The sequence below is a fragment of the Roseateles asaccharophilus genome, from assembly GCF_031458115.1.
Classification (GTDB): Bacteria; Pseudomonadota; Gammaproteobacteria; order Burkholderiales; family Burkholderiaceae_C; genus Pelomonas; species Pelomonas asaccharophilus_A.
On sequence record NZ_JAVDXV010000006.1, the window covers coordinates 139,402 to 161,170 of the forward strand.

A 21,769-nucleotide genomic window follows, 5' to 3' on the forward strand; every position below is an offset into this window, starting at 1 on the left:
GCTCCCGTCAGGCGCGGTCGGCCACGCGTTCGCCCAGCAGTCCGGAGGGCCGCAGCGTCAGCACGAGGATGAGGGCCACGAAGGCGAAGATGTCGGCGTAGTGGCTGCCCAGCACGCCACCGGTCAGGTCGCCCAGGTAGCCGGCGCCGATGGCCTCGATGAGCCCCAGCAGCAGACCGCCCACGACCGCACCGGCCAGGTTGCCGATGCCGCCCAGCACCGCGGCCGTGAAGGCCTTCAGGCCGGGCATGAAGCCCATGGTGTGCTGCACGGTCCCATAGTTGGCCGCCCACATCAGGCCCGCCACGGCGGCCAGGGCCGCACCGATGACGAAGGTGGTGGAGATGATGAAGTCGGGCTTCACGCCCATCAGGCCGGCCACACGCGGATTCTCGGCGGTGGCGCGCATCGCGCGGCCCAGCTTGGTGTAGTTCACCAGGTACATCAGTGCCGCCAGGATGCAGACCGTCAGGCCCAGGATCAGGCATTGCGTGACGGTGATGACGGGGCCGCCCAGGTCGAACGGGTCGGTGGGCAGCAGCAGCGGGAAGGGCTTGGGGTTGGGCTTCCAGATGATCATGGCCAGCACCTGCAGCAGCAGCGACATGCCCATGGCCGTGATCAGCGGTGCCAGCCGCGGCGCGTTGCGCAGCGGCCGGTAGGCGATCTTCTCGACCGAGAAGTTCAGCACCGCGCAGACGACGATGGCGCAGGCCAGGCCGATCAGCATCAGCGCCCAGCCCGGCAGGCCCGAATCGGCGAGGAAGGTGACCACGGTCCAGGCCACCATGGCCCCCACCATCAGGATCTCGCCGTGCGCGAAGTTGATCAGGTTGATGATGCCGTAGACCATCGTGTAGCCCAGCGCGACGAGGGCATACATGCTCCCGAGCACCAGGCCGTTGATGATCTGTTGAATCAGAGTCTCCATGAGGGCTCCAGCTAATTTGTTGGGCGCAGCATGCGCCACGCGACAGCGCAGAGATCGCAACCCTCGTGCCAATCGGCCCGTTTCAAGGGTATTCACCGACCGTTGGAGTGGGCCGGGCGTTTGATCCGTCCCACGCCAGCGGTCAAGGTCGGATTTCACGAGTGTCGACGCGCGCAGGGTGGGCGGAAATCCGCACAAACCGCACGCCGCCCGAGCGGCTTTTCGCCAACCCCGAAAAAACCCGATGCCGACCCGCCACAGCGCGCGGCAGATGGGCACACTGGCGCCTCTTCGCCATGCTTGTGCCCGACTCCCTACGCCCGCGCGCGCTGCACCTGGCCCGGCTGCTGGGCCGGCCGGGCTTCCATCTGTTCCTGACCGGCCTGCTGATGGTGCTGGGCTTTGCGTTCGCGCACGCACTCAGCGAGCGCAGCGGCCGTGAGCAGCTGTCCGCGCTGAGCACCGAGCGGCTGGAGCTGTACGCCTCCAACCTCGCCGCCGAACTGGGTCGCCATGCCTACCTGCCCAGTCTGCTGGCGATAGACCCCACGCTGCAGGCACTGGTGGCCGCGCCGCAGGACGCCGAGCGCCGCCGCGTCGCCAGTCAGATGCTGGCGCGCATCAACGTGCGGGCCGGCACGCACCAGATCTTCGTCACCGATGCGCAAGGCCAGGTCTTGTCCGCCAGCGAAGTGTTGGCCCCGCCTCCCCGGCTGGTCGAAGCACTGGCGCAGGAACGCAGCCAGTTCTTTGCCGCCGACGACACGACCGGCAGCACCGACTTCTACATGCTGCACCCGCTGCGCCAGGCCGGCCGCGCGCTGGGCGCCATCGTCGTGCGCTTCAACCTCGCGCCGCTGGAGGCCACCTGGGTGGACATGGGCATGCGCAGCCAACGCGAGCGCATCCTCGTGGCGGACGACCAGGACGTGGTCATCATGAGTTCCGTGCAGGCTTGGCGCTACGCCGTGCTGGACCGCGCCGAGCCTTCGCGCCGCGCGGCGCTGCAGGCCAGCGCGCGCTATCCCCAAGCCATCGGCCCCGACCTGGACCTGCCCGCCACGCTGCAGGCCCACGAGGGCACGCCGGTGAGCCTGCCCGGCGCACCCAACCTGCTGGCCCAGCAGCGCCAGATCCTGCCGCTGGGGCTGCGGCTGGTGGCCCTGTCCGACCTGGGCGAGGTGCGCCGCCAGGCCCAGCTCGCCGCCTGGGGCGGCGCGGCGGGCGGCGCCAGCATCGGCCTGCTGATCCTCTACCTGTCATCGCGCCGCCGCGCGCTGCGTCAGCTGACACAGGCCCAGGCCGAGCTGCGCCAGGCGCACGCGCAGCTGGAGCAGCTGGTGGACAGCCGCACGGCCGAGCTGCGCCAGACCAACGACGCGCTGATGGCGCAGATCGCGCAGCGCCTGCAGACCGAGGGCGAGCTGCTGCAGGCCAGCAAGCTGGCGGTGCTCGGTCAGATGTCGGCCGGGCTGTCACATGAGGTCAACCAGCCGCTGACCGCGCTGCGCGCGCTGGCGCGCAACTCCATCCGGCTGCTGGAGAGCGGCCGACAGGACGCCGTCGCCACCAACCTGCAGCTGATGGACGACATGGTCGAGCGCATGAGCCAGATCACGCGCCAGCTGAAGAGCTTCGCACGCAAGGCCGACGAGCAGGTGGCCGGCAGCGCGTCGCTGCTGGACAGCGTGCGCGCGGCGCTGCTGCTGCTGGAGCACCGCAGCCGCGCGCTGGGGCTGGACGTGGCCGTGGACGTGCCCCCGGGTCTGCGCGTGCAGGCCGAGGCCAACCGGCTGGAACAGGTGCTGGTGAACCTGTTCGGCAACGCCATCGACGCGATGCAGGGCGAGTCCCAACGCCGCCTGCTGATCAAGACCGAATCGCTGGACGATGGCCGCCGCGTGCGCGTGCGCGTGCAGGACAGCGGCCCGGGCGTTGCCGACGCCGACCTCGCGCGCCTGTTCGAGCCCTTCTTCACGACCAAGCCCGCTGGCGAAGGCCTGGGCCTGGGCCTGGTCATTTCCGCCAAGATCGTGCATGAGTTCGGCGGCACGCTGCGCGCCGAACGGCTGGAGCAAGGCATGAGTTTCGAGTTCGACCTGGCGGTCGACACGTGGGACGCGACAGGAGATTCGAGAGATGTTTGAAGGCTACAAGGTCGTGTTCGTCGAGGACGACCTGCCGGTGCGGGTCAGCCTCACGCAGACGCTGGAGCTGGAAGGCTTCGCCGTCGTGCCCTGCCGCAGCGCCGAAGAGGCACTGCCGCACATCCAGCCCGGCGCGCAGATCATCGTCATCAGCGACGTGCGTCTGCCCGGCATGGACGGCCGCGCGCTGCTGGCGCATGCGCAGGCGACCGACGCCAGCATTCCCGTCATCCTCATCACCGCGCACGGCGACGTGACCATGGCCGTACAGGCCATGCGCGCCGGCGCCTACGATTTCATCGAGAAGCCGTTCGCGCCCGAGCGCCTCATCGACGTCGCCCGCCGCGCGCTGGACCTGCGCACGCTGCGCCACTCGGCCGACGAGCTGCGCCAGCAACTGCAGCGGGCCAGCGGCATCGAGGCCGCGCTGCTCGGGCAAAGCCCGGCCATGCAGCAGCTGCGCCGCCAGGTGCTGAACCTGGCCGGCACGTCGGCCGACGTGCTCATCGTCGGCGAGACCGGCACGGGCAAGGAACTGGTGGCCCGCTGCCTGCATGACCAGAGCGCCCGCCGCGATCGCCACTTCGTCGCCATCAACTGCGGCGGCCTGCCCGAGGCGTTGTTCGAGAGCGAGCTGTTCGGCCACGAACCCGGCTCGTTCACCAGCGCGGCCAAGCGCCGCATCGGCAAGATCGAGCACGCCAACGGCGGCACGCTGCTGCTGGACGAGATCGAGACCATGCCCATCGCGCTGCAGATCAAGTTGCTGCGCGTGCTGCAGGAGCGGCGCATCGAGCGGCTGGGCTCCAACGAGGAACTGCCGGTCAATGTGCGCTTCATCGCCGCCAGCAAGGGCGACCTGCGCGAGCAGGCGCAGCGCAACGAGTTCCGCAACGACCTCTACTACCGTCTCAACATCGCGACGCTGAACCTGCCGCCGCTGCGCGAGCGCCGCGAGGACATCCCGCTGCTGTTCGAGCATTTCGTCGCCCAGGCCTGCGCCCGCTACGAGCGCGCGGCGCCCGAGCTGACACCGGAAAAGCTGCGCGAGCTGATGGCGCACGACTGGCCCGGCAACGTGCGCGAGATCCGCAACGCGGCCGACCGCTTCGTGCTGGCGCTGGACGACCTGGACCCGCAGGCCGCGCTTGAAGCCGCGCCTTCATTGAATCTGGCGCGGCAGATGGATCTGGTCGAGAAGACGCTGATCGAGCAGGCGCTGCGCCGCACGCAGGGCAAGGTGCCCGCGGCGATGGAGCTGCTGGGCACGCCGCGCAAGACGCTGTACGACAAGCTGCACCGGCACGGCATCGTGCTGGATGACTTCCGCTGATCAGCGGTATTTCTCTGGATCCGGCGAGTCGGTCGGATTCGCAATGACGCGCCGGAAAGCCGCACTCATCGGCAGCTTCAGGTTCAGCCCCGACGCCGGCAGGGGCGACTCGAACCAGCGACGGTAGATCGCATGGATCTCGCCGCTGCGATACAGGCCGGCGATCACGTCGTCCACCAGCGCCTTGAACTGCGGGTCGCCGCCACGCAGGCCCAGCGCGTAGGGTTCGATGGTCAAGGCGCGCTCGGAGATGCGGTACTCCGCCGCGGCCGCGCCCTGCTGGGCCAGCATCGCGCGCAGCAGCACGTCGTCCATCAGGAAGGCCTTGGCCCGGCCGCTCTTGAGCAGCTGGAAACCCTCGGGGTCGTCCAGCCCGCCGAGGATGTGGATGCCCAGCGCCTGCTGCTCGTTGACTTTCGCCAGATGCTGGATGCTGGTCGTGCCCACCGTCGTCGCCACCGGCAGCCCCCGCAGGTCGGCCAGGCCCTGAACGCGCTCGGGACCACGCGTCAGCAGCCGCGTCTCAGCGATGAAGGTGGTCAGCGAGAAGGCCTGCGTGCGCTCGCGCTCGGCGTTGTGCGTCGTGATGCCGCACTCCAGGTCCAGCGTGCCGTTGGCCACCAGTGGCATGCGCGTGGCTGAAGCCACCTCCACGCGGCGCACTTCCAGGTCAGGCAGCGCGAGCCTGGTGCGCACCGCGGCGACGATGCGTTCGCACAGCTCTATGCTGTAGCCGGTGGGCTTGAGTTGCGCATCCAGATAGGAGAACGGCAGCGACGCGGCGCGGTAACCGATGACGATGACGCCGGTGTCGCGCACGCGGGCCAGCGTGGGGCCGTCTGCCGCCTGGGCCGCCAGGCCCAGCAGCAGCGCGCTAGCTGCCAGCAGCCGCTTCATCATCCAGCCGGCGCAGTTCGGCCAGCTTGTCGGCAATGCGCGACTCCAGGCCGCGCGGCACGGGGGCATACCAGCCCTGCCCTTCCAGCCCATCGGGCAAGTACTGCTCGCCGGCCGCGTAGGCATCGGGCTCGTCGTGCGCATAGCGATAGGCGTGGCCGTAGCCCAGCTCCTTCATCAGCTTGGTGGGCGCATTGCGCAGGTGCACGGGCACGGGGCGGCTCTGGTCCTGCTTGATGAAAGCCTTGACCTCGTTGAAGGCCTTGTAGACGGCATTGCTCTTGGCAGCCACGGCCAGATAGACGACGGCCTCGGCCAGCGCCAACTCGCCTTCGGGCGAACCAAGGCGCTCATAGGCCTCGGCCGCGTCCAGCGTGATGCGCAGCGCGCGCGGGTCGGCCAGGCCGATGTCCTCGCTGGCCATGCGGATGAGGCGGCGCGAGATGTAGCGGGCGTCCACGCCGCCATCCAGCATGCGCGCGAACCAGTACAGCGCGCCGTCCGGGTTGCTGCCGCGCACGGACTTGTGCAGCGCCGAGATGACGTCGTAGAACTGGTCACCGCCCTTGTCGTAGCGGCGCAGCTGTTCGCCTAAAGCGCGCTCCAGCAGCGCCTCGTCGATCTGCGCGCCTTGCGCCAGCGAGGCAGACGTGTCGAACGCGTTCAGCAGCCGGCGCGCGTCACCGTCGGCATAGCCGATGAGGCGCTGCGCGGCTTCGGGAGTGGGTGGCGTGATGCCCAGCTCCTCCGAGCCGCGCGCGATGAGCTGGCCCAGTTCCTCGGCGTCCAGGCTCTTCAGCACCTGCACCGTCGCACGCGACAGCAGCGCCGAGTTGACCTCGAAGCTGGGGTTCTCCGTCGTCGCGCCGATGAAGGTGAACAGGCCGGCCTCGACATGCGGCAGGAAGGCGTCCTGCTGCGCCTTGTTGAAGCGGTGCACCTCGTCAACGAACACCACCGTTCGTCGCCCCTGTGCGGCAGCGACCTGCGCGCGCTCGACGGCCTCACGGATGTCTTTCACACCGCCCAGCACCGCCGAGATCGCGATGAACTGCGCATCGAAGGTGCCGGCCATCAGCCGCGCCAGCGTCGTCTTGCCGACGCCCGGCGGGCCCCACAGGATCATGCTGTGCAGGCGGCCGGCGTCGAAGGCGACACGCAGCGGCATGCCGGGGCCCAACAGGTGGCGCTGGCCGATCACCTCGTCCAACGTCTTGGGACGCAGGCGCTCGGCCAGCGGGATGCCGGCGAGCGGTGCCGCCGGCGCAGGGGTGGCGTCGGGCAGGGGCTCGTCGTCGAACAGCGAGTTCACTGCTCGATCAGGTCGGCCCCGGCCGGCAGCTTGAACTGGAAGCGTTCAGCGCCCAGGGCCACGTTGGCCTGCACGGCGCTGAAGTCCAGCCGCGAGCGCTGGCCGAAACCGTCGACGATTTCCATCGCGGCGAGGTCCTTGCCCTTGAAGCCCAGCTTCAGTGTCTGGATGGTGGACTCGGCCTGCTTCGGGACCGCTTGAACCCATTCCAGCCCGCCGTCGGCCGCCGCGGCCTTTAACGTGAAGTCGCGTTCGAGGTCGGTGCCGGCCAGCAAGGCCGCCGGCGTGGCGCCCAGGGCATCGGCCAGCTTGCGGGAGCTGGCCTGGTTCAGGTCGGCGTCGTAGATCCAGACCTTGGTGCCATCGGCCACGATGGTCTGCTCGAAGGGCTTGGCGTAGGCAAAGCGAAAGCGGTTGGGTCTCTGGAACTCGAAGCTGCCGCTGGACACCTTCTTGCGCTTGCCGTCGGGCGACGTGACCGTCTGCGTGAAGTTGGCCTTGCCGCTCTTCACGTCGCGACCAAAGTCGCGCAGCGCGTCGACCGCGTCGGCGTGGGCCAGGCCGCTCAACAGTAGCGTCAGGGCAATCAGGTGCTTCTTCATTCGTCTCGCTTCGGAACAATCAGTTCGCGGCTGCCGTTGGACGCCAACGCGCCTACCAAGCCAGATTTCTCCATCTGCTCCAGCAGTCGAGCCGCACGGTTGTAGCCTATGCGCAGATGGCGCTGCACCAGCGAGATGGACGCCTTGCGATGCTGTAGGACGATGGCGACTGCCTGGTCGTACATGGGGTCTTGCTCACCGGCGGCCTCGCCCGGTGCGGGTGCTTCGCCGTCAATGCCGTCGAGCACACCGCCTTCGAGGATGCCTTCGATGTAGTTGGGTTCACCTTGCGACTTGATGTACTCCACAACGCGGTGGACCTCGTCGTCGCTGACAAAGGCGCCGTGCACGCGGATGGGAAGGCCCGTGCCCGAGGGCATGTAGAGCATGTCGCCCATGCCCAGCAGCGCCTCGGCGCCCATCTGGTCGAGGATGGTGCGGCTGTCGATCTTGGAGCTGACCTGGAAGGACAGGCGCGTCGGGATGTTGGCCTTGATGAGGCCGGTGATGACGTCCACCGACGGCCGCTGCGTGGCCAGGATCAGATGGATGCCGGCCGCGCGCGCCTTCTGCGCCAGGCGGGCGATCAGCTCTTCGATCTTCTTGCCGACCACCATCATCAGGTCGGCCAGCTCATCGATGACGACGACGATGAAGGGCAGGCGCTCCAGCGGCTCGGGCTCGTCGTTGTTCAGCGCGAACGGATTCGGGATGCTGACACCATTGGCCTTGGCTTCATCGATCTTCTTGTTGTAGCCGGCCAGGTTGCGCACGCCCATCTTGGACATGAGCTTGTAGCGCCGCTCCATCTCGCCGACACACCAGTTCAGCGCGTTGCCGGCCTGCTTCATGTCGGTGACGACCGGCGCCAGCAGGTGCGGGATGCCCTCGTAGACGCTCATCTCCAGCATCTTGGGGTCGATGAGGATGAGGCGCACGTCGCGGGCCTCGGCCTTGTAGAGCAGGCTGAGGATCATCGCGTTGATGCCCACGGACTTGCCCGAACCGGTCGTGCCGGCCACCAGGCAGTGCGGCATCTTGGCCAGATCGGCCACCACCGGCAGGCCCACGATGTCCTTGCCCAGGCCCATGGTCAGCATGGACGCGGCATCGGCATACACCTGCGAACCCAGGATCTCCGACAGGCGTATGGTCTGGCGCCGCGCGTTGGGCAGCTCGAGCGCCATGTAGTTCTTGCCCGGGATGGTCTCGACGACGCGGATGGACACCAGGCTCAGCGAGCGCGCCAGGTCCTTGGCGAGGTTGACGACCTGCGAGCCCTTCACGCCCGTGGCCGGCTCGATCTCGTAGCGCGTGATGACCGGGCCCGGCTGGGCCGCGACGACGTGCACCTCCACGCCGAAGTCGCGCAGCTTCTTCTCGATGAGGCGGCTGGTCATCTCCAGCGACTCGGGTGTCACCGTCTCTTGACGGCCCGGCGCGGCATCCAGCAGGTCGACCTGCGGCAGCTTGGCGTCGCCTGAGTCGGCGAACAGCGTCTGCTGGCGCTCCTTGGCGACGCGCGTGGATTGCGGCACCTCGACGACCGGCGCCTCGATGACCAGCGGCACGTCTTCGATGCCCAGGTCTCGCTCCAGCTGGCGCTCGGCCTCGCGCTCGACCTCGACCTCCTGCTCGCGCTCCTTCACGGCCTGCTGGCCGGCCTTCTGGTCGGCCTTGATCTCGCGCTTTTCGATCTGCTGCTCGCGCAGTTGCTCGATGCGCTCGCCGATGCGTTCGGCCAGATGGCCCCAGGAGAAGCGCAGTGCCCAGGACATGCCGGTCAACAGCAGGATGATCCACACGACGCCGGAGCCCGCAAAGCCCAGGCCCTTCATGCCCAGCGGCCCCAGCGTGTAGCCGACCAGCCCACCGGCCGCACCGGGCAGGCGAGGCTCCACCGCGTACAGCCGGCTCCATTCCAGCGCGCAGCTGGCGGCGATCAGCAGGATGACGCCGACCCACCAGCGCAGCCGCTGACTCCAGCGCAGCGCCGCAGGCACGTCATGGCGCAACAGGCCGGCCAGACTGCGCAGCCAGCCACGCAGGGCCAGCAGCGGCAGCCACCAGGCAGAGAAGCCGAAGACGAAAAGCAGGCCGTCCGACAGCCATGCACCCAGGCTGCCAACGCGATTGCCCACCAGGTCGCGCTGGCCGCTGGTGCTGAAGGCGGCGTCGCGCACATCGTGCGTGACCAGCGCCAACACCAGCAGCGCCAGCAGGATGGCCGTCAAGGCCAACCACAGCGGCGTGCGCAGCAGCCGCGACGCGGTCGAGGGAGGTGCAGCCTCGCGCTTGGGCGCCTGGCGGCGCGTGGGTTTGGGCGGGCTGGCGGCTTCGCTGGCGGCCTCGTCACCGCCCAGCAGGGAACCGAGGGGAAAACTCATCCCCGCATTGTCACCGTCAATCGTGGGTCAGGCGTTCCTTGATGACCACCGAACCGTTCTCAAGCGTTTCGATGACGCCGCGCTCCTCCAGGTCCTTCATGACCCGGCTGACCATCTCGCGCGATGCGCCGACCACCTTGGCCATGTCCTGGCGCGACACCTTGCCGCGGATGATCTTGATGCCCTTCTCGTCCTCGGCCATGTCCAGCAGCGTGCGCGCCACGCGGCCGTAGACATCCAGCAGCGCCAGCGACTCGATCTGGCGGTCGGCGTTGCGCAGTCGCGCCACCAGGCCGCGCAGGATGCCGTAGGCCAGGCTGCTGCCTTCCGGCAGGCAGCGCGCGAATTCCAGGCGGCCCAGCACCAGCATGTCGGTCTGCACCTCGGCGCGCACGGTGGCCGAGTGCGGCTCGTTGTCGATCAGGCTCATCTCGCCGACGTAGTCGCCCGACTGCAGCACGGCCAGGATGACCTCGCGGCCGCGATGATCGGCCGTCAGCACGCGGGCGCGGCCGTTCAGCAGGATGAACAGCGCGTTGGACTTGGTGCCCTGCTCGACGATGAGTTCGCCGCGCTTGAAGCGGCGCTTGACGACGCTGTCAGCGATGGACTGGGCCTGATCGGTGGTCAGCATCGAGAACAACGGAACCCGGCGGATCAGGTCCAGGTTGGAAATCATCGCCATATGCACTCTCCAGGTTTGAGCCCCAGGCCGGCGACCGTAAATGCGCCTGCCTAAAATGGCGTGCATTTTGCACATGTGGCAGGCCTTGCCTCCATGAACGGTCTTGGGGTTTTCACTTCAACGGTCCTCAGAGACGACTTGCAAGCCCGCCCGCCGCCCTCACCTCCCTCGCCATGACCGCAAATACCCAACACCACGGCCTGCTCATCCTCGGCTCCGGCCCGGCCGGCTACACAGCCGCCATCTACGCGGCCCGCGCCAACCTGAAGCCCACGCTGATCACCGGCATGGCCCAGGGCGGCCAGCTGATGACGACGACCGAGGTCGACAACTGGCCGGCCGATGTGATGGGCGTGCAAGGTCCGGAGCTGATGCAGCGTTTCCAGCAGCACGCCGAGCGCTTCCAGACGCAGATCGTGTTCGACCACATCAACAGCGTCGACTTCTCCAAGCGCCCGTTCACGCTGACCGGCGACAGCGGCGTCTACACCTGTGACGCGCTGATCATCGCCACCGGCGCCTCGGCCAAGTATCTGGGTCTGGAATCGGAGCAGTCCTTCATGGGCCGCGGCGTCAGCGGCTGCGCCACCTGCGACGGCTTCTTCTACCGTGGCCAGGAAGTCTGCGTCGTTGGCGGCGGCAATACGGCCGTCGAGGAGGCGCTGTACCTGTCCAACATCGCCAGCACCGTCCACCTGATCCATCGCCGCGACAAGTTCCGCGCCGAGCCCATCCTGGTCGACAAGCTGATGGACAAGGTCGCCGCCGGCAAGATGAAGCTGCACCTGTTCCAGCAACTCGAAGAGGTGCTGGGCGACGCGTCCGGCGTGACGGGCGTGCGCACGGTCAACGTGAAGGACGGCAGCAAGACCGACATCCAGGTGCATGGCTGCTTCATCGCCATCGGCCACCAGCCCAACACCGACATCTTCAAGGGCCAACTGGAGATGAAGGACGGCTACATCATCACGAAGAGCGGCCTGAACGGCTTCGCGACGATGACCAGCGTGCCCGGCGTGTTCGCTGCCGGCGACGTGCAGGACCACGTCTACCGCCAGGCCATCACCAGCGCCGGCACGGGCTGCATGGCGGCCCTGGACGCGCAGCGCTTCCTGGAGCAGGAGAACGGCTGATCACGGCCACCCGTCGCAGTCCCTTCCGGGTCGGCGGGTTTTCCTCTATACTCGCGGGCTTGCCTGCCGGATGGATCGCGTCTGGCCCTGAAATCACTTTCGAGCGCTGGATTTAGCAGGCATTTGCGGTCAATGGGTTGCGCGGGTGTTCTTGCGCAACTGGTCAAACGTCAGAGTGGAGAAGCGTCATGGCACGCGTCTGTCAAGTCACGGGCAAGAAGCCCATGGTCGGGAACAATGTGTCCCACGCCAACAACAAAACCAAGCGCCGGTTCCTGCCGAACCTGCAATACCGCCGTTTCTTCGTGGAATCGGAAAACCGCTGGGTGCGTCTGCGCATCTCGAACGCCGCTCTGCGTCTGATCGACAAGGTCGGCATCGACCAAGTCGTCGCCGATCTGCGCGCCAAGGGCGAGCTCTGATCGCTCACTGACCGAATAAAGGAACACGACCATGGCATCCAAAGGCGGCCGCGAGAAGATCAAGCTGGAGTCCACCGCGGGCACCGGCCACTTCTACACCACGAACAAGAACAAGAAGACCACGCCCGAAAAGCTGGAATTCATGAAGTTCGACCCCAAGGCACGCAAGCACGTGCTGTACAAGGAAATCAAGCTGAAGTGATTCAGCACGGCGGCATCTGATGCCGCCGCGATCTCCCAAAACAAAACCCGCCTAGCGGCAACGCTGGCGGGTTTTGTGTTTTCGGCGCTTGAGATCAGCGGGCGGCCGCGACCGTCGGGCTGAACTCTTGCTTGAACCAGCGATCAATCATGCGCTTCTCATAGCGGAGCGATTCGCTGCTGGAGTAGCTGTTGAAGCCATCCTGGTAGTTCATGTCGCGCAAGCGGACTTCGCCCTGCTGCACAACCTTGCCGGCCTCGCGGACCTCGTACTTGAACTCCATGGACGGCAGCGTCACGGTGCGCATGACGCGCATCCACTGCGCGCTGCGCCAGAACGGCTCCACTTCGCCAGCCAGGTTCACATCGGTCACGTCGATGCGGACATCCCGACCCGGCAAGGCCTTCTGCGCCTGCGCGACGAGGTGGGCCTCGATGTCTTTCAGGACCTCCTTGTCGCGGAAGCCGCTGTTGTCCTTGATGTCGGAGAACTTGTCCGGCTGGACGAAATTGACGGTGACGTCTGCCTGCGCAGCGACGGAACCAAGGGCCAGTAGGCCCAGAGCGATAGAGCGGTAGCTCATGACATCCTCCTAAATCAACGGTGGTGTAGAGGCAAGTCTAGACCCAACAAGAAAAAAGGGGTGTCCGAATGGACACCCCTTTACCTGTGCGAAACGATAGATCAGGCCTGGGCCGCGCGCAGGCGCATCGAGAAGGCCTGCAGTTCGGCGATACCGCTTTCCTCGGCGCGACGGCACCAGGCCTGGAGATCGGCAACCAGTTGCTCCGCCGAGACATTGGTGCGAGTCCACATCTGGCGCAGTTCCTCGCGCATGGTGACCAGCTTGTCGATGACCGGGCTGGCAGCGCGCGCATGGGCCAGGTGACCGTGAACGCCAGCCGGGATGCGCTCTTCGTCGCGATGCAGCCAGCGCGTGGCCAGCTTGAACTGGGCAAAACGCTCACTGTGCTTGCCCCCTTCGGCCTGGATCTTGGCCAACTCGGCAGCGCAGGCCGCCTTCAGGTCACGCGCATAGCTGGCCATGACTTCATAGCGATTGGCAATCAGCGCCTCGAGCGTGCGGGCATCCGCCGGCTTGATCTCGCCCAGGCTCAGCTTGGGTGCCGTCTTGCGCACCTTGGCCCAACCCAGCATTTCCAGGCCACGGATATACATCCATCCGATGTCGAACTCGTAGGGCTTGACCGAGAACTTGGCCGACGTTGGGTAGGTGTGGTGGTTGTTGTGCAGCTCTTCGCCACCGACGATCAGCGTCCAGGGCGTCAGGTTGGTCGATGCGTCGGGCGCCTCGAAGTTGCGATAGCCCCAGTAGTGGCCGATGCCGTTGATGACGCCGGCCGCCCAGATCGGGATCCAGGCCATCTGGATGGCCCAGATGGTGGCGCCGATGGCGCCGAACAGCGTCACGTTGATGATGAGCATCAGCGCCACGCCGAGCGCGCTGTGCTTGATGTAGACATTGCGCTCGATCCAGTCCTCGGGCGTGCCGCGGCTGTACTTGGCGATGGTCTCGGCGTTCTTGGCCTCGGCGCGGTACAGCTCGGCACCTTCCGCCAGCACCTTCTTCAGGCCGCGGGTCTGCGGGCTGTGGGGGTCTTCCTCGGTCTCGCACTTGGCGTGGTGCTTGCGGTGGATGGCCACCCACTCGCGGGTGACCATGCCGGTGGTCAGCCACAGCCAGAAGCGGAAGAAGTGCGACGGGATGGGGCCCAGATCCAGCGAACGGTGCGCCTGGCAGCGATGCAGGAAGATCGTGACAGATGCGATCGTGATGTGGGTCACCACCAGCGTGTAGACCACCAATTGCCAGGCGCTGAGATCGGCAAAGCCATTGGCCAGCCAGTTCAGCAGCGCGTCGAAGAATGCGTTCATGCGTCCAGGACCTCGGCCCGCGGGGCCATGCGAAGGAAAGTCAATTGTAGAGGCGCGCCCCCAAAAACAAGGGGTTCAGCCCACCGTATTCAAGCGTAGCCGTGTGATGCGACGCGGTCTTTGACCCGGGTCAAGCCGCCCGCTCCCAGGCCACGGCGAAGAAACCGTCCGTCGCGTGTCGGTGCGGCCAGAGGCGCAACGCACCGTTTTCGACCAGGCCATCCGCCTGTTCGACCTGGGCCTTGGCCAGCGCCTCGGCGGCGTCCAGCGGCTTGAAATCGGGGTGGGCAGCGGCAAACTCGGCCGCGATGACCTCGTTCTCGGCGTCCAGCAGGCTGCAGGTGGCGTAGACCAAACGGCCGCCCGGCTTCACCAGGCGGGCCGCGCTGGCCAGGATGGCGCGCTGCTTGGCCTGCAACTCCGTCACGGCCTGGGGGGTCTGGCGCCATTTCAGGTCGGGGTTGCGGCGCAGCGTGCCCAGGCCGGAGCAAGGGGCGTCCACCAGCACGCGGTCGATCTTGCCGGCAAGGCGCTTGATGCGGTCGTCGCGCTCATGGGCGATCTGGGCCGGGTAGACATTGGACAGGCCGCTGCGCGCGAGGCGCGGTTTCAGCGCATCCAGCCGGTGGCCGGACACGTCGAAGGCGTAGAGCCGGCCGGTGTTGCGCATCAGCGCGCCCAGCGCCAGCGTCTTGCCACCGGCGCCAGCGCAAAAATCCACCACCATCTCGCCGCGCTTGGGCGCCAGCAACAGGGCCAGCAACTGACTGCCCTCATCCTGCACTTCCACGCCGCCGCTGGTGAAGGCCTCCATCTTGTGCAGCGCAGGCTTGCCATCGACGCGCAGGCCCAGCGGCGAGTAAGGCGTCGGGAGCGCCTCAACGCCGGCGGCCTTCAGCTGCGCCTGAGCCTCCTCGCGCTTGAGCTTCAGCGTGTTGACGCGCAGGTCCAGCGGCGCCGCCTCGTTCAGCGAGGCCGCCAGCTTCCAGAACTCCTCGTCGCCCAGGCGCGTCTGCAGCGGCTCGACCAGCCAGTCCGGCAGGTTGTGGCGCAGCTTGGGCGCGAGGCTTCGCGTGTCGATGGCCTGGACCTGGTCCAGCCATTGCAGCTCGGCCGGGCTCAGCGCGCCGCGCATGAAACCGGCGTTGCCGCGCCAGGCCAGGATGGCCAGCCGGCGTGGCACCGGGCCATGGCCGCTCTGGGCCAGATTCTGGAACTTGAGCCGCTCGCGCAGCAGCGCGTAGACGGTCTCGGCCAGGCTGGCGCGCTCGCGCTGGCCCAGGTTCTTGTGTTGGCGGAAAAAGGCCGAGACGGTGGCGTCGGCCGGCGCGTCGAGCTTGTTGACGGCGGCGATCAGCTCGGCGCACAGCTCCAGCAGGGCATTAGGATGCATGGCGCCATTATCCCAAGCCCCTTCGCCACCCTCGCATGAATCTCTGGAACCAGCTGCGCCTGAGGCCCCGACTGATGACGGCGGTGGTGGTGGGCAGCCTGCTGGCCTTCGTCTGGCCGGGGTCGGTAGCCTGGCAAACCCGGCTGCTACTGGGCTGGAACCTGGTGATCTGGATCTACCTGCCGCTGGCGCTGTGGATGATGCTGGGCCGTGCCGGCGCGCAGGACGTGCAACGTCGCGCGCGCAGCCTCAACGAGGGCACGCCGGTGATGCTGCTGCTGGCTGCGCTGGGCGCGCTGGCCAGCCTGGCCGCCATCGCACTGGAGCTGCAGACCGCGCGGCAGTCCCAGGCACCCGGCCATGTGCTGTTCGCGCTGGCCACCGTCGCCGGCTCCTGGCTGCTGCTGCCGGTGGAGTTCGGCATCGCCTATGCCAGCCTCTACCACCGCGACGACAAGGCCGCCCACGGCCTGGAGTTCCCAGGCGACGACGGCCCGCCGGACTACGGCGACTTCCTGTATTTCTCCATCACTGTCGCCGCCACGTCACAGACGTCGGACGTCGTGGTCAGCTCGCGGCCCATGCGCCGGCTCGTACTGCTGCAGGCGCTGCTGTCCTTCGTGTTCAACACCGGCGTGCTGGCGATGTCGATCAACATCCTGGCAGGACTGGTCAGTTGAAATGTTTGGAGCCCCTCGCCCACCCTTGCCGCGCTGAACGCGGGCAAGCCTGGTCGGTCCCCCGTGGGGACGGCGATGCTTGCGGCATCGAGCCGCAAGCACATCGCCAGACGGGCCGGCTCGGGAGCGGCCCAGCTCTCGGACCGACAGAAGGCACGACGGCCGCGCGAGGCCTAAACCAGCAATAGTTGCTGCGCCGCACCGTCGCGGTGATGGACGTTCTCGCCGTTCCACACCAGCGCGTCCTCGACGAACCAGCGCACCGACTGCGGATAGATGTGGTGCTCGGCCGTCAGCACACGGGCCGACAGCGCCTTGGCATCGTCCCCTGGCAGCACGGGCACGGCGGCCTGCATGACGATGGCGCCGTGGTCCAGTTCGGCGGTGACGAAGTGCACCGTCACGCCGGCGATCTTGCAGCCCATCTCGATGGCCCGCGCATGCGTGTGCAGGCCCGTGAAAGCCGGCAACAACGACGGGTGGATGTTCAGCATGCGGCGCGCATAGCGGGCCGTGAAACCCGGCGTCAGGATTCGCATGAAGCCGGCCAGCACGACCAGATCGGGAGCAAAACCGTCGATGACCCGGGCCAGCTCGGCGTCGAACTCCTCACGGCTGGCATAGGCCTTGTGATCCACGACGGCCGTGGCAATACCGTGCTGGGCAGCGAAGGCCAGCCCGCCCGCATCGGGCCGGTTGCTGATGACGGCGGCCACTTCGGCAGGCCAGCCCTCGGCCTGACAGGCCTTCACGATGGCCTCCATGTTGGAGCCCCGCCCCGAAATCAGAATCACCAGTCTCTTCATGGGCAGGCAGTGTAGGCCGCCCACCCCATGCCGACCGGCAGGCTGGCGGCCATGAACGACAATCCGCGCCCCATGACGACACCCGTCCTTACCCGCCAGCGCGTCCTGTCGGGCATGCGCCCAACAGGCGCACTGCATCTCGGCCACTACCACGGCGCCCTCAAGAACTGGGTCCGGCTGCAGGACAGCCACGACTGCTTCTTCTTCGTCGCCGACTGGCATGCACTGACCACGCAACGCCCTAGCGGCGAGACGCTGGCCCGTCACGCCTACGACATGGTCACCGACTGGCTGGCCGCCGGCGTCGACCCCGAGCGCTGCACGCTGTTCCTGCAGAGCCGCATGCCGGAGCACGCCGAGCTGTTCACGCTGCTGGCCATGTGCGCGCCGTCCAGCTGGCTGGCGCGCATGCCCAGCTACAAGGACCAGGTTGCCGCCGACCCCGAGCTGGCCACCTACGGCTTCCTCGGCTACCCGCTGCTGCAGGCGGCCGACATCCTGCTCTACAAGCCGGCCGGCGTGCCGGTGGGCGAGGATCAGGCGGCCCACGTGGAGGTGACCCGCGAGGTCGCGCGGCGCTTCAACCGGCTGTATGCGGCCGACGCGCCCGTGTTCGTCGAGCCCCAGGCGCTGCTGACCGAAACCGCCCGCATGCCGGGGCTGGACGGCCAGAAGATGAGCAAGAGCGCGGACAACGCGATCGCGATGCGCGATTCGCCCGAGGCCACGGCCACCAAGATCCGCACCATGCCCACCGACCCGCAGCGCGTGCGCCGCGATGACGCCGGCGACCCGGCACGCTGTCCCGTCTGGCCGCTGCACGTCATCTACACGGACGAGGCCACGCGCAAAGCCTGTGACACGGGTTGCCGCACGGCCAGCATCGGCTGCCTGGACTGCAAGCAGCCGCTGATCGAGGCGATCCAGAAGGAACAGGCGCCTTGGCGCGAACGCGCCGCCGCGCTGGATCCGCAGCAGGTGAAATGGACGCTGGAACTGGGCACCGAGCGCGCCCGCGCGGTGGCGCGCAAGACGCTGCGCGAGGTGCGCGCGGCGATGGGGCTGGTCGCTTGAATCCCGAGACCATCCACGTCACCGACCTCGAGGCCGCCATCAACTGGTGGCGCGAGCGTTCGCCCTCCCCTGACGGCGTCAGCGCCGCGCCCGAAGTGCGCGCACTGGCCGAGGCCTACGCGTTGCTGGCCTGGACACGCGCCACCGAGATCGACGTCGACGCCTTGAGTGACAAGGCACTGGGCGCCTGGCTGGACTGGTACGAAACCACGCCCGACTCCCCCTGCATCGCGATCTGCTCCACCGCGCAGGGCGACCCGGTCTGCAAAGGCTGCGGCCGCACCTTCGACGAGGTGCAGCACTGGCCGGGGCTTGGCCCGTTCGAGAAGCGCATCGTCTGGCAGCGCATCACGCAGGAAGGCACGGCCTGGCGGTTCAACCGCTATGCCGAACGCGTCGCCCGATGACCGACAGCCGCATCCGCTTCATCGACAGCGTCCGCCGCCTCGTGCCACAGGCCTGGCCTGTGCTCGTGGGCCAGCTCGCCGTGATGATGTTCAGCACGGTGGACACGCTGATGATGGGCCGCGTGGGCCCGCAGGACCTGGCCGCGCTGGCCGTGGGTTCCGCCGCCTACGTGTCCATCTTCGTGGGTCTGATGGGCGTGGTGCTGGCCGTGGGGCCCATCGCCGGTCGGCAGTTCGGCGCCAACGACCTGCCCGCCTCCGGTCACAGCTTCGTGCAGGCGCAGTGGCTGGCCGTGCTGCTGTGCGTGCCCGGCTGCCTGATGCTGTGGTTCCCCGACCCCTTCATCTGGCTGGCCCAACTGGACGCGACGCAGGCCGACAAGGTGCGCGCCTACACGCGGCCCGAGGCCTTCGCGCTGCCGGCCGCACTGCTGTTCACCGCCTTCCGCGGTTTCTCGACGGCGGTGAGCCGGCCCAAGGCCGTCATGGCCATGCAACTGACAGGCCTGGCCGCCAAGGTGCCGCTGAACGCGGTGCTGGTGTTCGGCTGGGGCCCCATCCCGGCGATGGGCGTGGCAGGCTGCGGCTGGGCCACGGCCATCGCCTTGACCGGGCAGGCGCTGGCCGCGCTGGTGCTGTTGCGGCGCGATGCGTTCTACCTGCCCTTTCAGATCCCGCACTTGTGGCAAACGCGACCGCAATGGCGCGAACTGTTGGGTCTGGTGAAACTGGGCCTGCCCATGGGCGGCTCCATCCTCGTCGAAGTGACCGGCTTCACCTTCATGGCCTTCTTCATCGCGCGGCTGGGCGCCACACCGGTGGCGGGCCACCAGATCGCCGTGAACCTCGTGGCGATGATGTTCATGATCGCGCTGGCGCTGGCGATGGCCGCTCTCACGCTGGTGGCCCAGCACCTGGGCGCTGGCCAGAAGCGCGAGGCGCGCATCGTCGGCCGGCACGCCATGGTGTTGACGACCCTCGTGGCCGCGGCCGTGGGCGCCATCGTCGCGCTGGCGCGCGAGCCCATCGTCGCGCTGTACACCGACAACCCCGAGGCCGCTGCGGCGGCACTGCCGCTGCTGGTGTGGGTCTGGTTCTTCCATCTGGGCGACGCCCTGCAGACCGTGGCGGCGCATGTGTTGCGCGCCTACCAGATCGCGACGCTGCCCATGATCATCTACGTCATCGCCCTGTGGGGCCTGGGCATTGGCGGCGGCTATGTGCTCGCGTTCGGCGCGGACGGCAACGGTGCCGTGGGCTTCTGGCAGGCAGCAACTGCCGGCCTGCTGGCAGCCGCACTGCTGCTCGGCCTGCTGCTGAAGCGGGTGTTCGACGAGAACCGCTGATCAGCTTCTACCGGCCGGCAGGAACAGAACGAAGCGGCTGCCACCACCCTCACGCGCCAGGCAGCGCACGCTGCCGCCGTGGCGTTCGGCGATCTGCTTGACCAGGCTCAGCCCCAGGCCCACGCCGCCCGCCATCTCGGCATGGCCCGGCAGGCGGTAGAAGGGTTCGAAGATGCGCTCGCGCAGTTCGTCCGGCACGCCGGGACCGCGATCGGCCACGATGAATTCATAGCCGCCGGCGACCGGGCGCAGGCCCAGTTCCACGTCCGGCCCGCCGTAGCGGCGCGCGTTCTCCAGCAGGTTGCGCAGTGCGCGGCGCAGCAGCCGCTCCTGGCCGTCGACGCGGGCGGAGTCGGTGCCGGGCTCGAAGTTCGCGTCCACACAGGCCGCCTCTTCGGCGCCCAGTCCCAGCAGGTCGACTGGATGCGAGTCGCCCAGCGAGCTGCCGGCCTCCAGGCGGCTGGCCAGCAGCACCTCCTCGACCAGCGCGTCCAGCTCGGCGATGTTCACGTGGATCTCGTGCGTCAGTTTGTCGCGCTGGGCCGGCCCGGCCTCGTCCAGCATCGCGAACGCCATCTTCAGGCGCGCCAGCGGTGAACGCAGCTCATGGCTGGCGTTGGCCAACAAGGTCTGGTGCGAGCGGAGCAGCGTCTCGATGCGCGCCGCGGCCTGGTTGAAGCTGGTGGCCAGTGCGGCCACCTCGTCGCGGCCGCCGTCATCGACGCGGTGATGCAGTTGGCCGGCGCCGAACCGCTCGACGCCTCGCTTCAGCGACTCCAGCCGGCGCGTCAGGCGGCGCACCACCGGATACGCCCCGACGGCCACGCCCACGAACAGCAGCACCAGCACGACGGCCAGCGTGGACACCTGCGGCGTGCCGGGCCCGCCGGCCCGGGCCGTCCAGGGGGCATTCCACAAGCCTTCTTCAAAGCGCGCGGGCCTCGCTGCTCCGGCCGCGGGAGGAGCGCCAGGGCCCTGCGGCCCGCTGGCGCCGGCCGGGGCGCCGGGCGGGCGCACCGTGCGGACGAGATCGAGGTTGCGGCCGTCACCCAGGCTGGCGCGCACGACGACGGCGCCCGGGTCATCGACGCGGCGCAGGAAGGCCGCCGTCGCGGCGATGCGGCCCTCGCCATCCTCCAGCGCCAGCGGCATGCGCAGCCGCCCGCCCCACTCCTTGAACGCCTCGGCCTGTTCACCGCGGCTGGCCGTGGCCGGCGGCAGCGCCAGGCGCAGCAGGTCGGCAATCGCGTTCAGCCGCTCATTCGCCGCAATCTCGACGTTGCCGCGTTCCTGCTCGATATGGCGCTGGAACAGCCAGGCCGAGCCGAAGGCGAACGCCAGCAGCAGCGCCACCAGCGTCAGGTAGATGCGGACGTAGAGCGACTTCACGCGGCGTCGGTGTCCGCGTCTTGCTTGCGGGCAAAAACGTAGCCCGCACCGCGCACGGTCAGCACGCGCCGCGGCGTCTTGGGGTCGTCCTCGATGACGGCGCGGATGCGCGAGATGTGCACGTCGATGGAGCGATCAAACGCCTCCAGCGGGTGGCCCTTCAGCGCATCCATGATCTGGTCGCGCGACAGCACGCGGCCGGGGCTTTGCGCCAGCACGACCAGCAGGTCGAACTGGTGGCTGGTCAGGTCGCAGATCTTGCCGTCCAGCCGCGCGACGCGGGCGGCCAGGTCGATCTCAAGGCGGCCGAAGCGCAGCACCTCGTCGCCGTCCAGCTTGGGCTCCAGCCGGCGCAGCAGCGCCTTGATGCGGGCCTGCAGCTCGCGCGGCTCGAAGGGCTTGGCGAGGTAATCGTCGGCACCCAGTTCCAGGCCCAGGATGCGATCCATGGGCTCGCCACGCGCCGACAGCATCAGCACGGGCTGGTGGCGCCAGCGCGGGTCGCCACGCAGCCAGCGGCAGAAGTCCAGGCCGTCGCCATCGGGCAGCATGATGTCCAGCACGATGAGCTCGAAACGGCCCTGGTTCAAGGCCTCACGGGCCTGCGCCAGATTGCCGGCCGTGCTGACCTCGAAGCCGGCGTTTCGCAAGTAGTCGCCCACCATGCCGGTCAGGCGGGCGTCGTCGTCGATGAGCAGGAGTCTGGCGGTCATCAGCGGTACCAACG

The 21,769-nt window shown here is 68.1% G+C and carries 21 protein-coding genes; 9 read left to right on the top strand and 12 right to left on the bottom strand.

Going from position 1 to position 21,769, the window contains the following annotated elements; translation table 11 throughout:
• Nucleotides 1-7 precede the first annotated feature (7 nt).
• Complete coding sequence (locus tag J2X21_RS15930) at nucleotides 8-931, bottom strand: branched-chain amino acid ABC transporter permease (protein ID WP_310330232.1); 924 nt, start codon at nucleotides 929-931, stop codon at nucleotides 8-10.
• Between the two features lie 296 nt (nucleotides 932-1,227).
• Between J2X21_RS15930 and J2X21_RS15935 the strand changes: the two genes are divergently transcribed.
• On the top strand, nucleotides 1,228-3,078 hold the full coding sequence (locus J2X21_RS15935) for a sensor histidine kinase (protein WP_310330234.1): 1,851 nt from the start codon (nucleotides 1,228-1,230) through the stop codon (nucleotides 3,076-3,078).
• Nucleotides 3,071-4,411 (top strand): sigma-54-dependent transcriptional regulator, encoded by a 1,341-nt coding sequence (locus J2X21_RS15940; protein WP_310330235.1) that lies wholly within the window; start codon nucleotides 3,071-3,073, stop codon nucleotides 4,409-4,411. Before J2X21_RS15935 ends, J2X21_RS15940 begins: the two co-directional genes overlap by 8 nt.
• On the opposite strand, the gene J2X21_RS15945 is transcribed toward J2X21_RS15940, so the two are convergent.
• From J2X21_RS15945 to J2X21_RS15965, 5 genes are read right to left on the bottom strand one after another with little or no spacing between them, the layout of a single operon-like run.
• Nucleotides 4,412-5,308, bottom strand: a complete 897-nt coding sequence (locus J2X21_RS15945; RefSeq protein ID WP_310330237.1) for an amino acid ABC transporter substrate-binding protein — start codon at nucleotides 5,306-5,308, stop codon at nucleotides 4,412-4,414. It lies immediately after the preceding gene.
• Nucleotides 5,286-6,593, bottom strand: coding sequence for a replication-associated recombination protein A (locus J2X21_RS15950; protein WP_310330625.1), 1,308 nt, complete (start codon nucleotides 6,591-6,593; stop codon nucleotides 5,286-5,288). The genes J2X21_RS15945 and J2X21_RS15950 overlap by 23 nt, the downstream gene beginning before the upstream one ends.
• A 23-nt stretch (nucleotides 6,594-6,616) precedes the next feature.
• Complete coding sequence (gene lolA, locus J2X21_RS15955; RefSeq protein ID WP_310330239.1) at nucleotides 6,617-7,222, bottom strand: outer membrane lipoprotein periplasmic chaperone LolA; 606 nt, start codon at nucleotides 7,220-7,222, stop codon at nucleotides 6,617-6,619.
• Nucleotides 7,219-9,609 (bottom strand): DNA translocase FtsK, encoded by a 2,391-nt coding sequence (locus tag J2X21_RS15960; protein WP_310330241.1) that lies wholly within the window; start codon nucleotides 9,607-9,609, stop codon nucleotides 7,219-7,221. Before J2X21_RS15960 ends, lolA begins: the two co-directional genes overlap by 4 nt.
• Nucleotides 9,610-9,625: 16 nt before the next feature.
• Complete coding sequence (locus J2X21_RS15965) at nucleotides 9,626-10,294, bottom strand: Crp/Fnr family transcriptional regulator (protein WP_310330243.1); 669 nt, start codon at nucleotides 10,292-10,294, stop codon at nucleotides 9,626-9,628.
• Nucleotides 10,295-10,467: 173 nt separating this feature from the next.
• Here J2X21_RS15965 and trxB point away from each other — a divergent pair, with 173 nt between their 5' ends.
• From trxB to rpmG, 3 genes are all read left to right on the top strand, one after another.
• Nucleotides 10,468-11,427: a thioredoxin-disulfide reductase gene (trxB, locus tag J2X21_RS15970; RefSeq protein ID WP_310330245.1), complete on the top strand. Its 960-nt coding sequence runs from the start codon at nucleotides 10,468-10,470 to the stop codon at nucleotides 11,425-11,427.
• 188 nt (nucleotides 11,428-11,615) lie between these two features.
• On the top strand, nucleotides 11,616-11,849 hold the full coding sequence (gene rpmB / locus J2X21_RS15975) for a 50S ribosomal protein L28 (RefSeq protein WP_268153841.1): 234 nt from the start codon (nucleotides 11,616-11,618) through the stop codon (nucleotides 11,847-11,849).
• 31 nt (nucleotides 11,850-11,880) lie between these two features.
• A complete protein-coding gene (rpmG, locus tag J2X21_RS15980; protein ID WP_025564431.1) occupies nucleotides 11,881-12,051 on the top strand; it encodes a 50S ribosomal protein L33 in 171 nt (56 codons plus the stop codon).
• 94 nt (nucleotides 12,052-12,145) lie between these two features.
• On the opposite strand, the gene J2X21_RS15985 is transcribed toward rpmG, so the two are convergent.
• From J2X21_RS15985 to J2X21_RS15995, 3 genes are all read right to left on the bottom strand, one after another.
• Nucleotides 12,146-12,634 carry a DUF3016 domain-containing protein gene (locus tag J2X21_RS15985; RefSeq protein ID WP_310330248.1) on the bottom strand — a complete coding sequence of 163 codons (489 nt, stop codon included), beginning with the start codon at nucleotides 12,632-12,634 and terminating at the stop codon, nucleotides 12,146-12,148.
• Between the two features lie 101 nt (nucleotides 12,635-12,735).
• Complete coding sequence (locus tag J2X21_RS15990) at nucleotides 12,736-13,947, bottom strand: DesA family fatty acid desaturase (protein WP_310330249.1); 1,212 nt, start codon at nucleotides 13,945-13,947, stop codon at nucleotides 12,736-12,738.
• Between the two features lie 130 nt (nucleotides 13,948-14,077).
• Nucleotides 14,078-15,340, bottom strand: a complete 1,263-nt coding sequence (locus J2X21_RS15995) for an RsmB/NOP family class I SAM-dependent RNA methyltransferase (RefSeq protein WP_310330251.1) — start codon at nucleotides 15,338-15,340, stop codon at nucleotides 14,078-14,080.
• A 35-nt stretch (nucleotides 15,341-15,375) separates the two neighbouring features.
• On the opposite strand from J2X21_RS15995, the gene J2X21_RS16000 reads away from it, so the two are divergent.
• On the top strand, nucleotides 15,376-16,020 hold the full coding sequence (locus tag J2X21_RS16000; RefSeq protein WP_310330252.1) for a DUF1345 domain-containing protein: 645 nt from the start codon (nucleotides 15,376-15,378) through the stop codon (nucleotides 16,018-16,020).
• Nucleotides 16,021-16,193: 173 nt separating this feature from the next.
• On the opposite strand, the gene purN is transcribed toward J2X21_RS16000, so the two are convergent.
• A complete protein-coding gene (gene purN / locus J2X21_RS16005; RefSeq protein WP_310330253.1) occupies nucleotides 16,194-16,826 on the bottom strand; it encodes a phosphoribosylglycinamide formyltransferase in 633 nt (210 codons plus the stop codon).
• Nucleotides 16,827-16,898: 72 nt separating this feature from the next.
• Here purN and trpS point away from each other — a divergent pair, with 72 nt between their 5' ends.
• Genes trpS through J2X21_RS16020 form a run of 3 tightly spaced genes read left to right on the top strand, consistent with a single transcriptional unit; the run spans nucleotide 16,899 to nucleotide 19,653 of the window.
• Nucleotides 16,899-17,900: a tryptophan--tRNA ligase gene (trpS, locus tag J2X21_RS16010; protein WP_310330255.1), complete on the top strand. Its 1,002-nt coding sequence runs from the start codon at nucleotides 16,899-16,901 to the stop codon at nucleotides 17,898-17,900.
• Nucleotides 17,897-18,307 carry a DUF3717 domain-containing protein gene (locus J2X21_RS16015; protein WP_310330257.1) on the top strand — a complete coding sequence of 137 codons (411 nt, stop codon included), beginning with the start codon at nucleotides 17,897-17,899 and terminating at the stop codon, nucleotides 18,305-18,307. The genes trpS and J2X21_RS16015 overlap by 4 nt, the downstream gene beginning before the upstream one ends.
• A complete protein-coding gene (locus tag J2X21_RS16020) occupies nucleotides 18,304-19,653 on the top strand; it encodes an MATE family efflux transporter (protein WP_310330258.1) in 1,350 nt (449 codons plus the stop codon). Before J2X21_RS16015 ends, J2X21_RS16020 begins: the two co-directional genes overlap by 4 nt.
• Here J2X21_RS16020 and J2X21_RS16025 read toward each other — a convergent pair whose 3' ends face one another.
• Together J2X21_RS16025 and J2X21_RS16030 are read right to left on the bottom strand one after the other, a co-directional pair.
• Nucleotides 19,654-21,042 carry a sensor histidine kinase gene (locus J2X21_RS16025; RefSeq protein WP_310330260.1) on the bottom strand — a complete coding sequence of 463 codons (1,389 nt, stop codon included), beginning with the start codon at nucleotides 21,040-21,042 and terminating at the stop codon, nucleotides 19,654-19,656.
• Complete coding sequence (locus J2X21_RS16030; RefSeq protein ID WP_310330262.1) at nucleotides 21,039-21,755, bottom strand: response regulator; 717 nt, start codon at nucleotides 21,753-21,755, stop codon at nucleotides 21,039-21,041. The genes J2X21_RS16025 and J2X21_RS16030 overlap by 4 nt, the downstream gene beginning before the upstream one ends.
• Between the last annotated feature and the right edge of the window lie 14 nt (nucleotides 21,756-21,769).

What these genes read in the sequence shown, in the direction of transcription:
- J2X21_RS15985 (WP_310330248.1), bottom strand. Translation starts at nt 12,634, where the DNA reads ATGAGCTACCGCTCTATCGCTCTGGGCCTACTGGCCCTTGGTTCCGTC.
- lolA (WP_310330239.1), bottom strand. Translation starts at nt 7,222, where the DNA reads ATGAAGAAGCACCTGATTGCCCTGACGCTACTGTTGAGCGGCCTGGCC.
- rpmB (WP_268153841.1), top strand. Translation starts at nt 11,616, where the DNA reads ATGGCACGCGTCTGTCAAGTCACGGGCAAGAAGCCCATGGTCGGGAAC.
- J2X21_RS15990 (WP_310330249.1), bottom strand. Translation starts at nt 13,947, where the DNA reads ATGAACGCATTCTTCGACGCGCTGCTGAACTGGCTGGCCAATGGCTTT.
- J2X21_RS15935 (WP_310330234.1), top strand. Translation starts at nt 1,228, where the DNA reads ATGCTTGTGCCCGACTCCCTACGCCCGCGCGCGCTGCACCTGGCCCGG.
- J2X21_RS15930 (WP_310330232.1), bottom strand. Translation starts at nt 931, where the DNA reads ATGGAGACTCTGATTCAACAGATCATCAACGGCCTGGTGCTCGGGAGC.
- J2X21_RS16000 (WP_310330252.1), top strand. Translation starts at nt 15,376, where the DNA reads ATGAATCTCTGGAACCAGCTGCGCCTGAGGCCCCGACTGATGACGGCG.
- trpS (WP_310330255.1), top strand. Translation starts at nt 16,899, where the DNA reads ATGACGACACCCGTCCTTACCCGCCAGCGCGTCCTGTCGGGCATGCGC.
- J2X21_RS15965 (WP_310330243.1), bottom strand. Translation starts at nt 10,294, where the DNA reads ATGGCGATGATTTCCAACCTGGACCTGATCCGCCGGGTTCCGTTGTTC.
- purN (WP_310330253.1), bottom strand. Translation starts at nt 16,826, where the DNA reads ATGAAGAGACTGGTGATTCTGATTTCGGGGCGGGGCTCCAACATGGAG.
- J2X21_RS15960 (WP_310330241.1), bottom strand. Translation starts at nt 9,609, where the DNA reads ATGAGTTTTCCCCTCGGTTCCCTGCTGGGCGGTGACGAGGCCGCCAGC.
- J2X21_RS15995 (WP_310330251.1), bottom strand. Translation starts at nt 15,340, where the DNA reads ATGCATCCTAATGCCCTGCTGGAGCTGTGCGCCGAGCTGATCGCCGCC.
- J2X21_RS16030 (WP_310330262.1), bottom strand. Translation starts at nt 21,755, where the DNA reads ATGACCGCCAGACTCCTGCTCATCGACGACGACGCCCGCCTGACCGGC.
- J2X21_RS15940 (WP_310330235.1), top strand. Translation starts at nt 3,071, where the DNA reads ATGTTTGAAGGCTACAAGGTCGTGTTCGTCGAGGACGACCTGCCGGTG.
- J2X21_RS15945 (WP_310330237.1), bottom strand. Translation starts at nt 5,308, where the DNA reads ATGAAGCGGCTGCTGGCAGCTAGCGCGCTGCTGCTGGGCCTGGCGGCC.
- trxB (WP_310330245.1), top strand. Translation starts at nt 10,468, where the DNA reads ATGACCGCAAATACCCAACACCACGGCCTGCTCATCCTCGGCTCCGGC.
- J2X21_RS16020 (WP_310330258.1), top strand. Translation starts at nt 18,304, where the DNA reads ATGACCGACAGCCGCATCCGCTTCATCGACAGCGTCCGCCGCCTCGTG.
- rpmG (WP_025564431.1), top strand. Translation starts at nt 11,881, where the DNA reads ATGGCATCCAAAGGCGGCCGCGAGAAGATCAAGCTGGAGTCCACCGCG.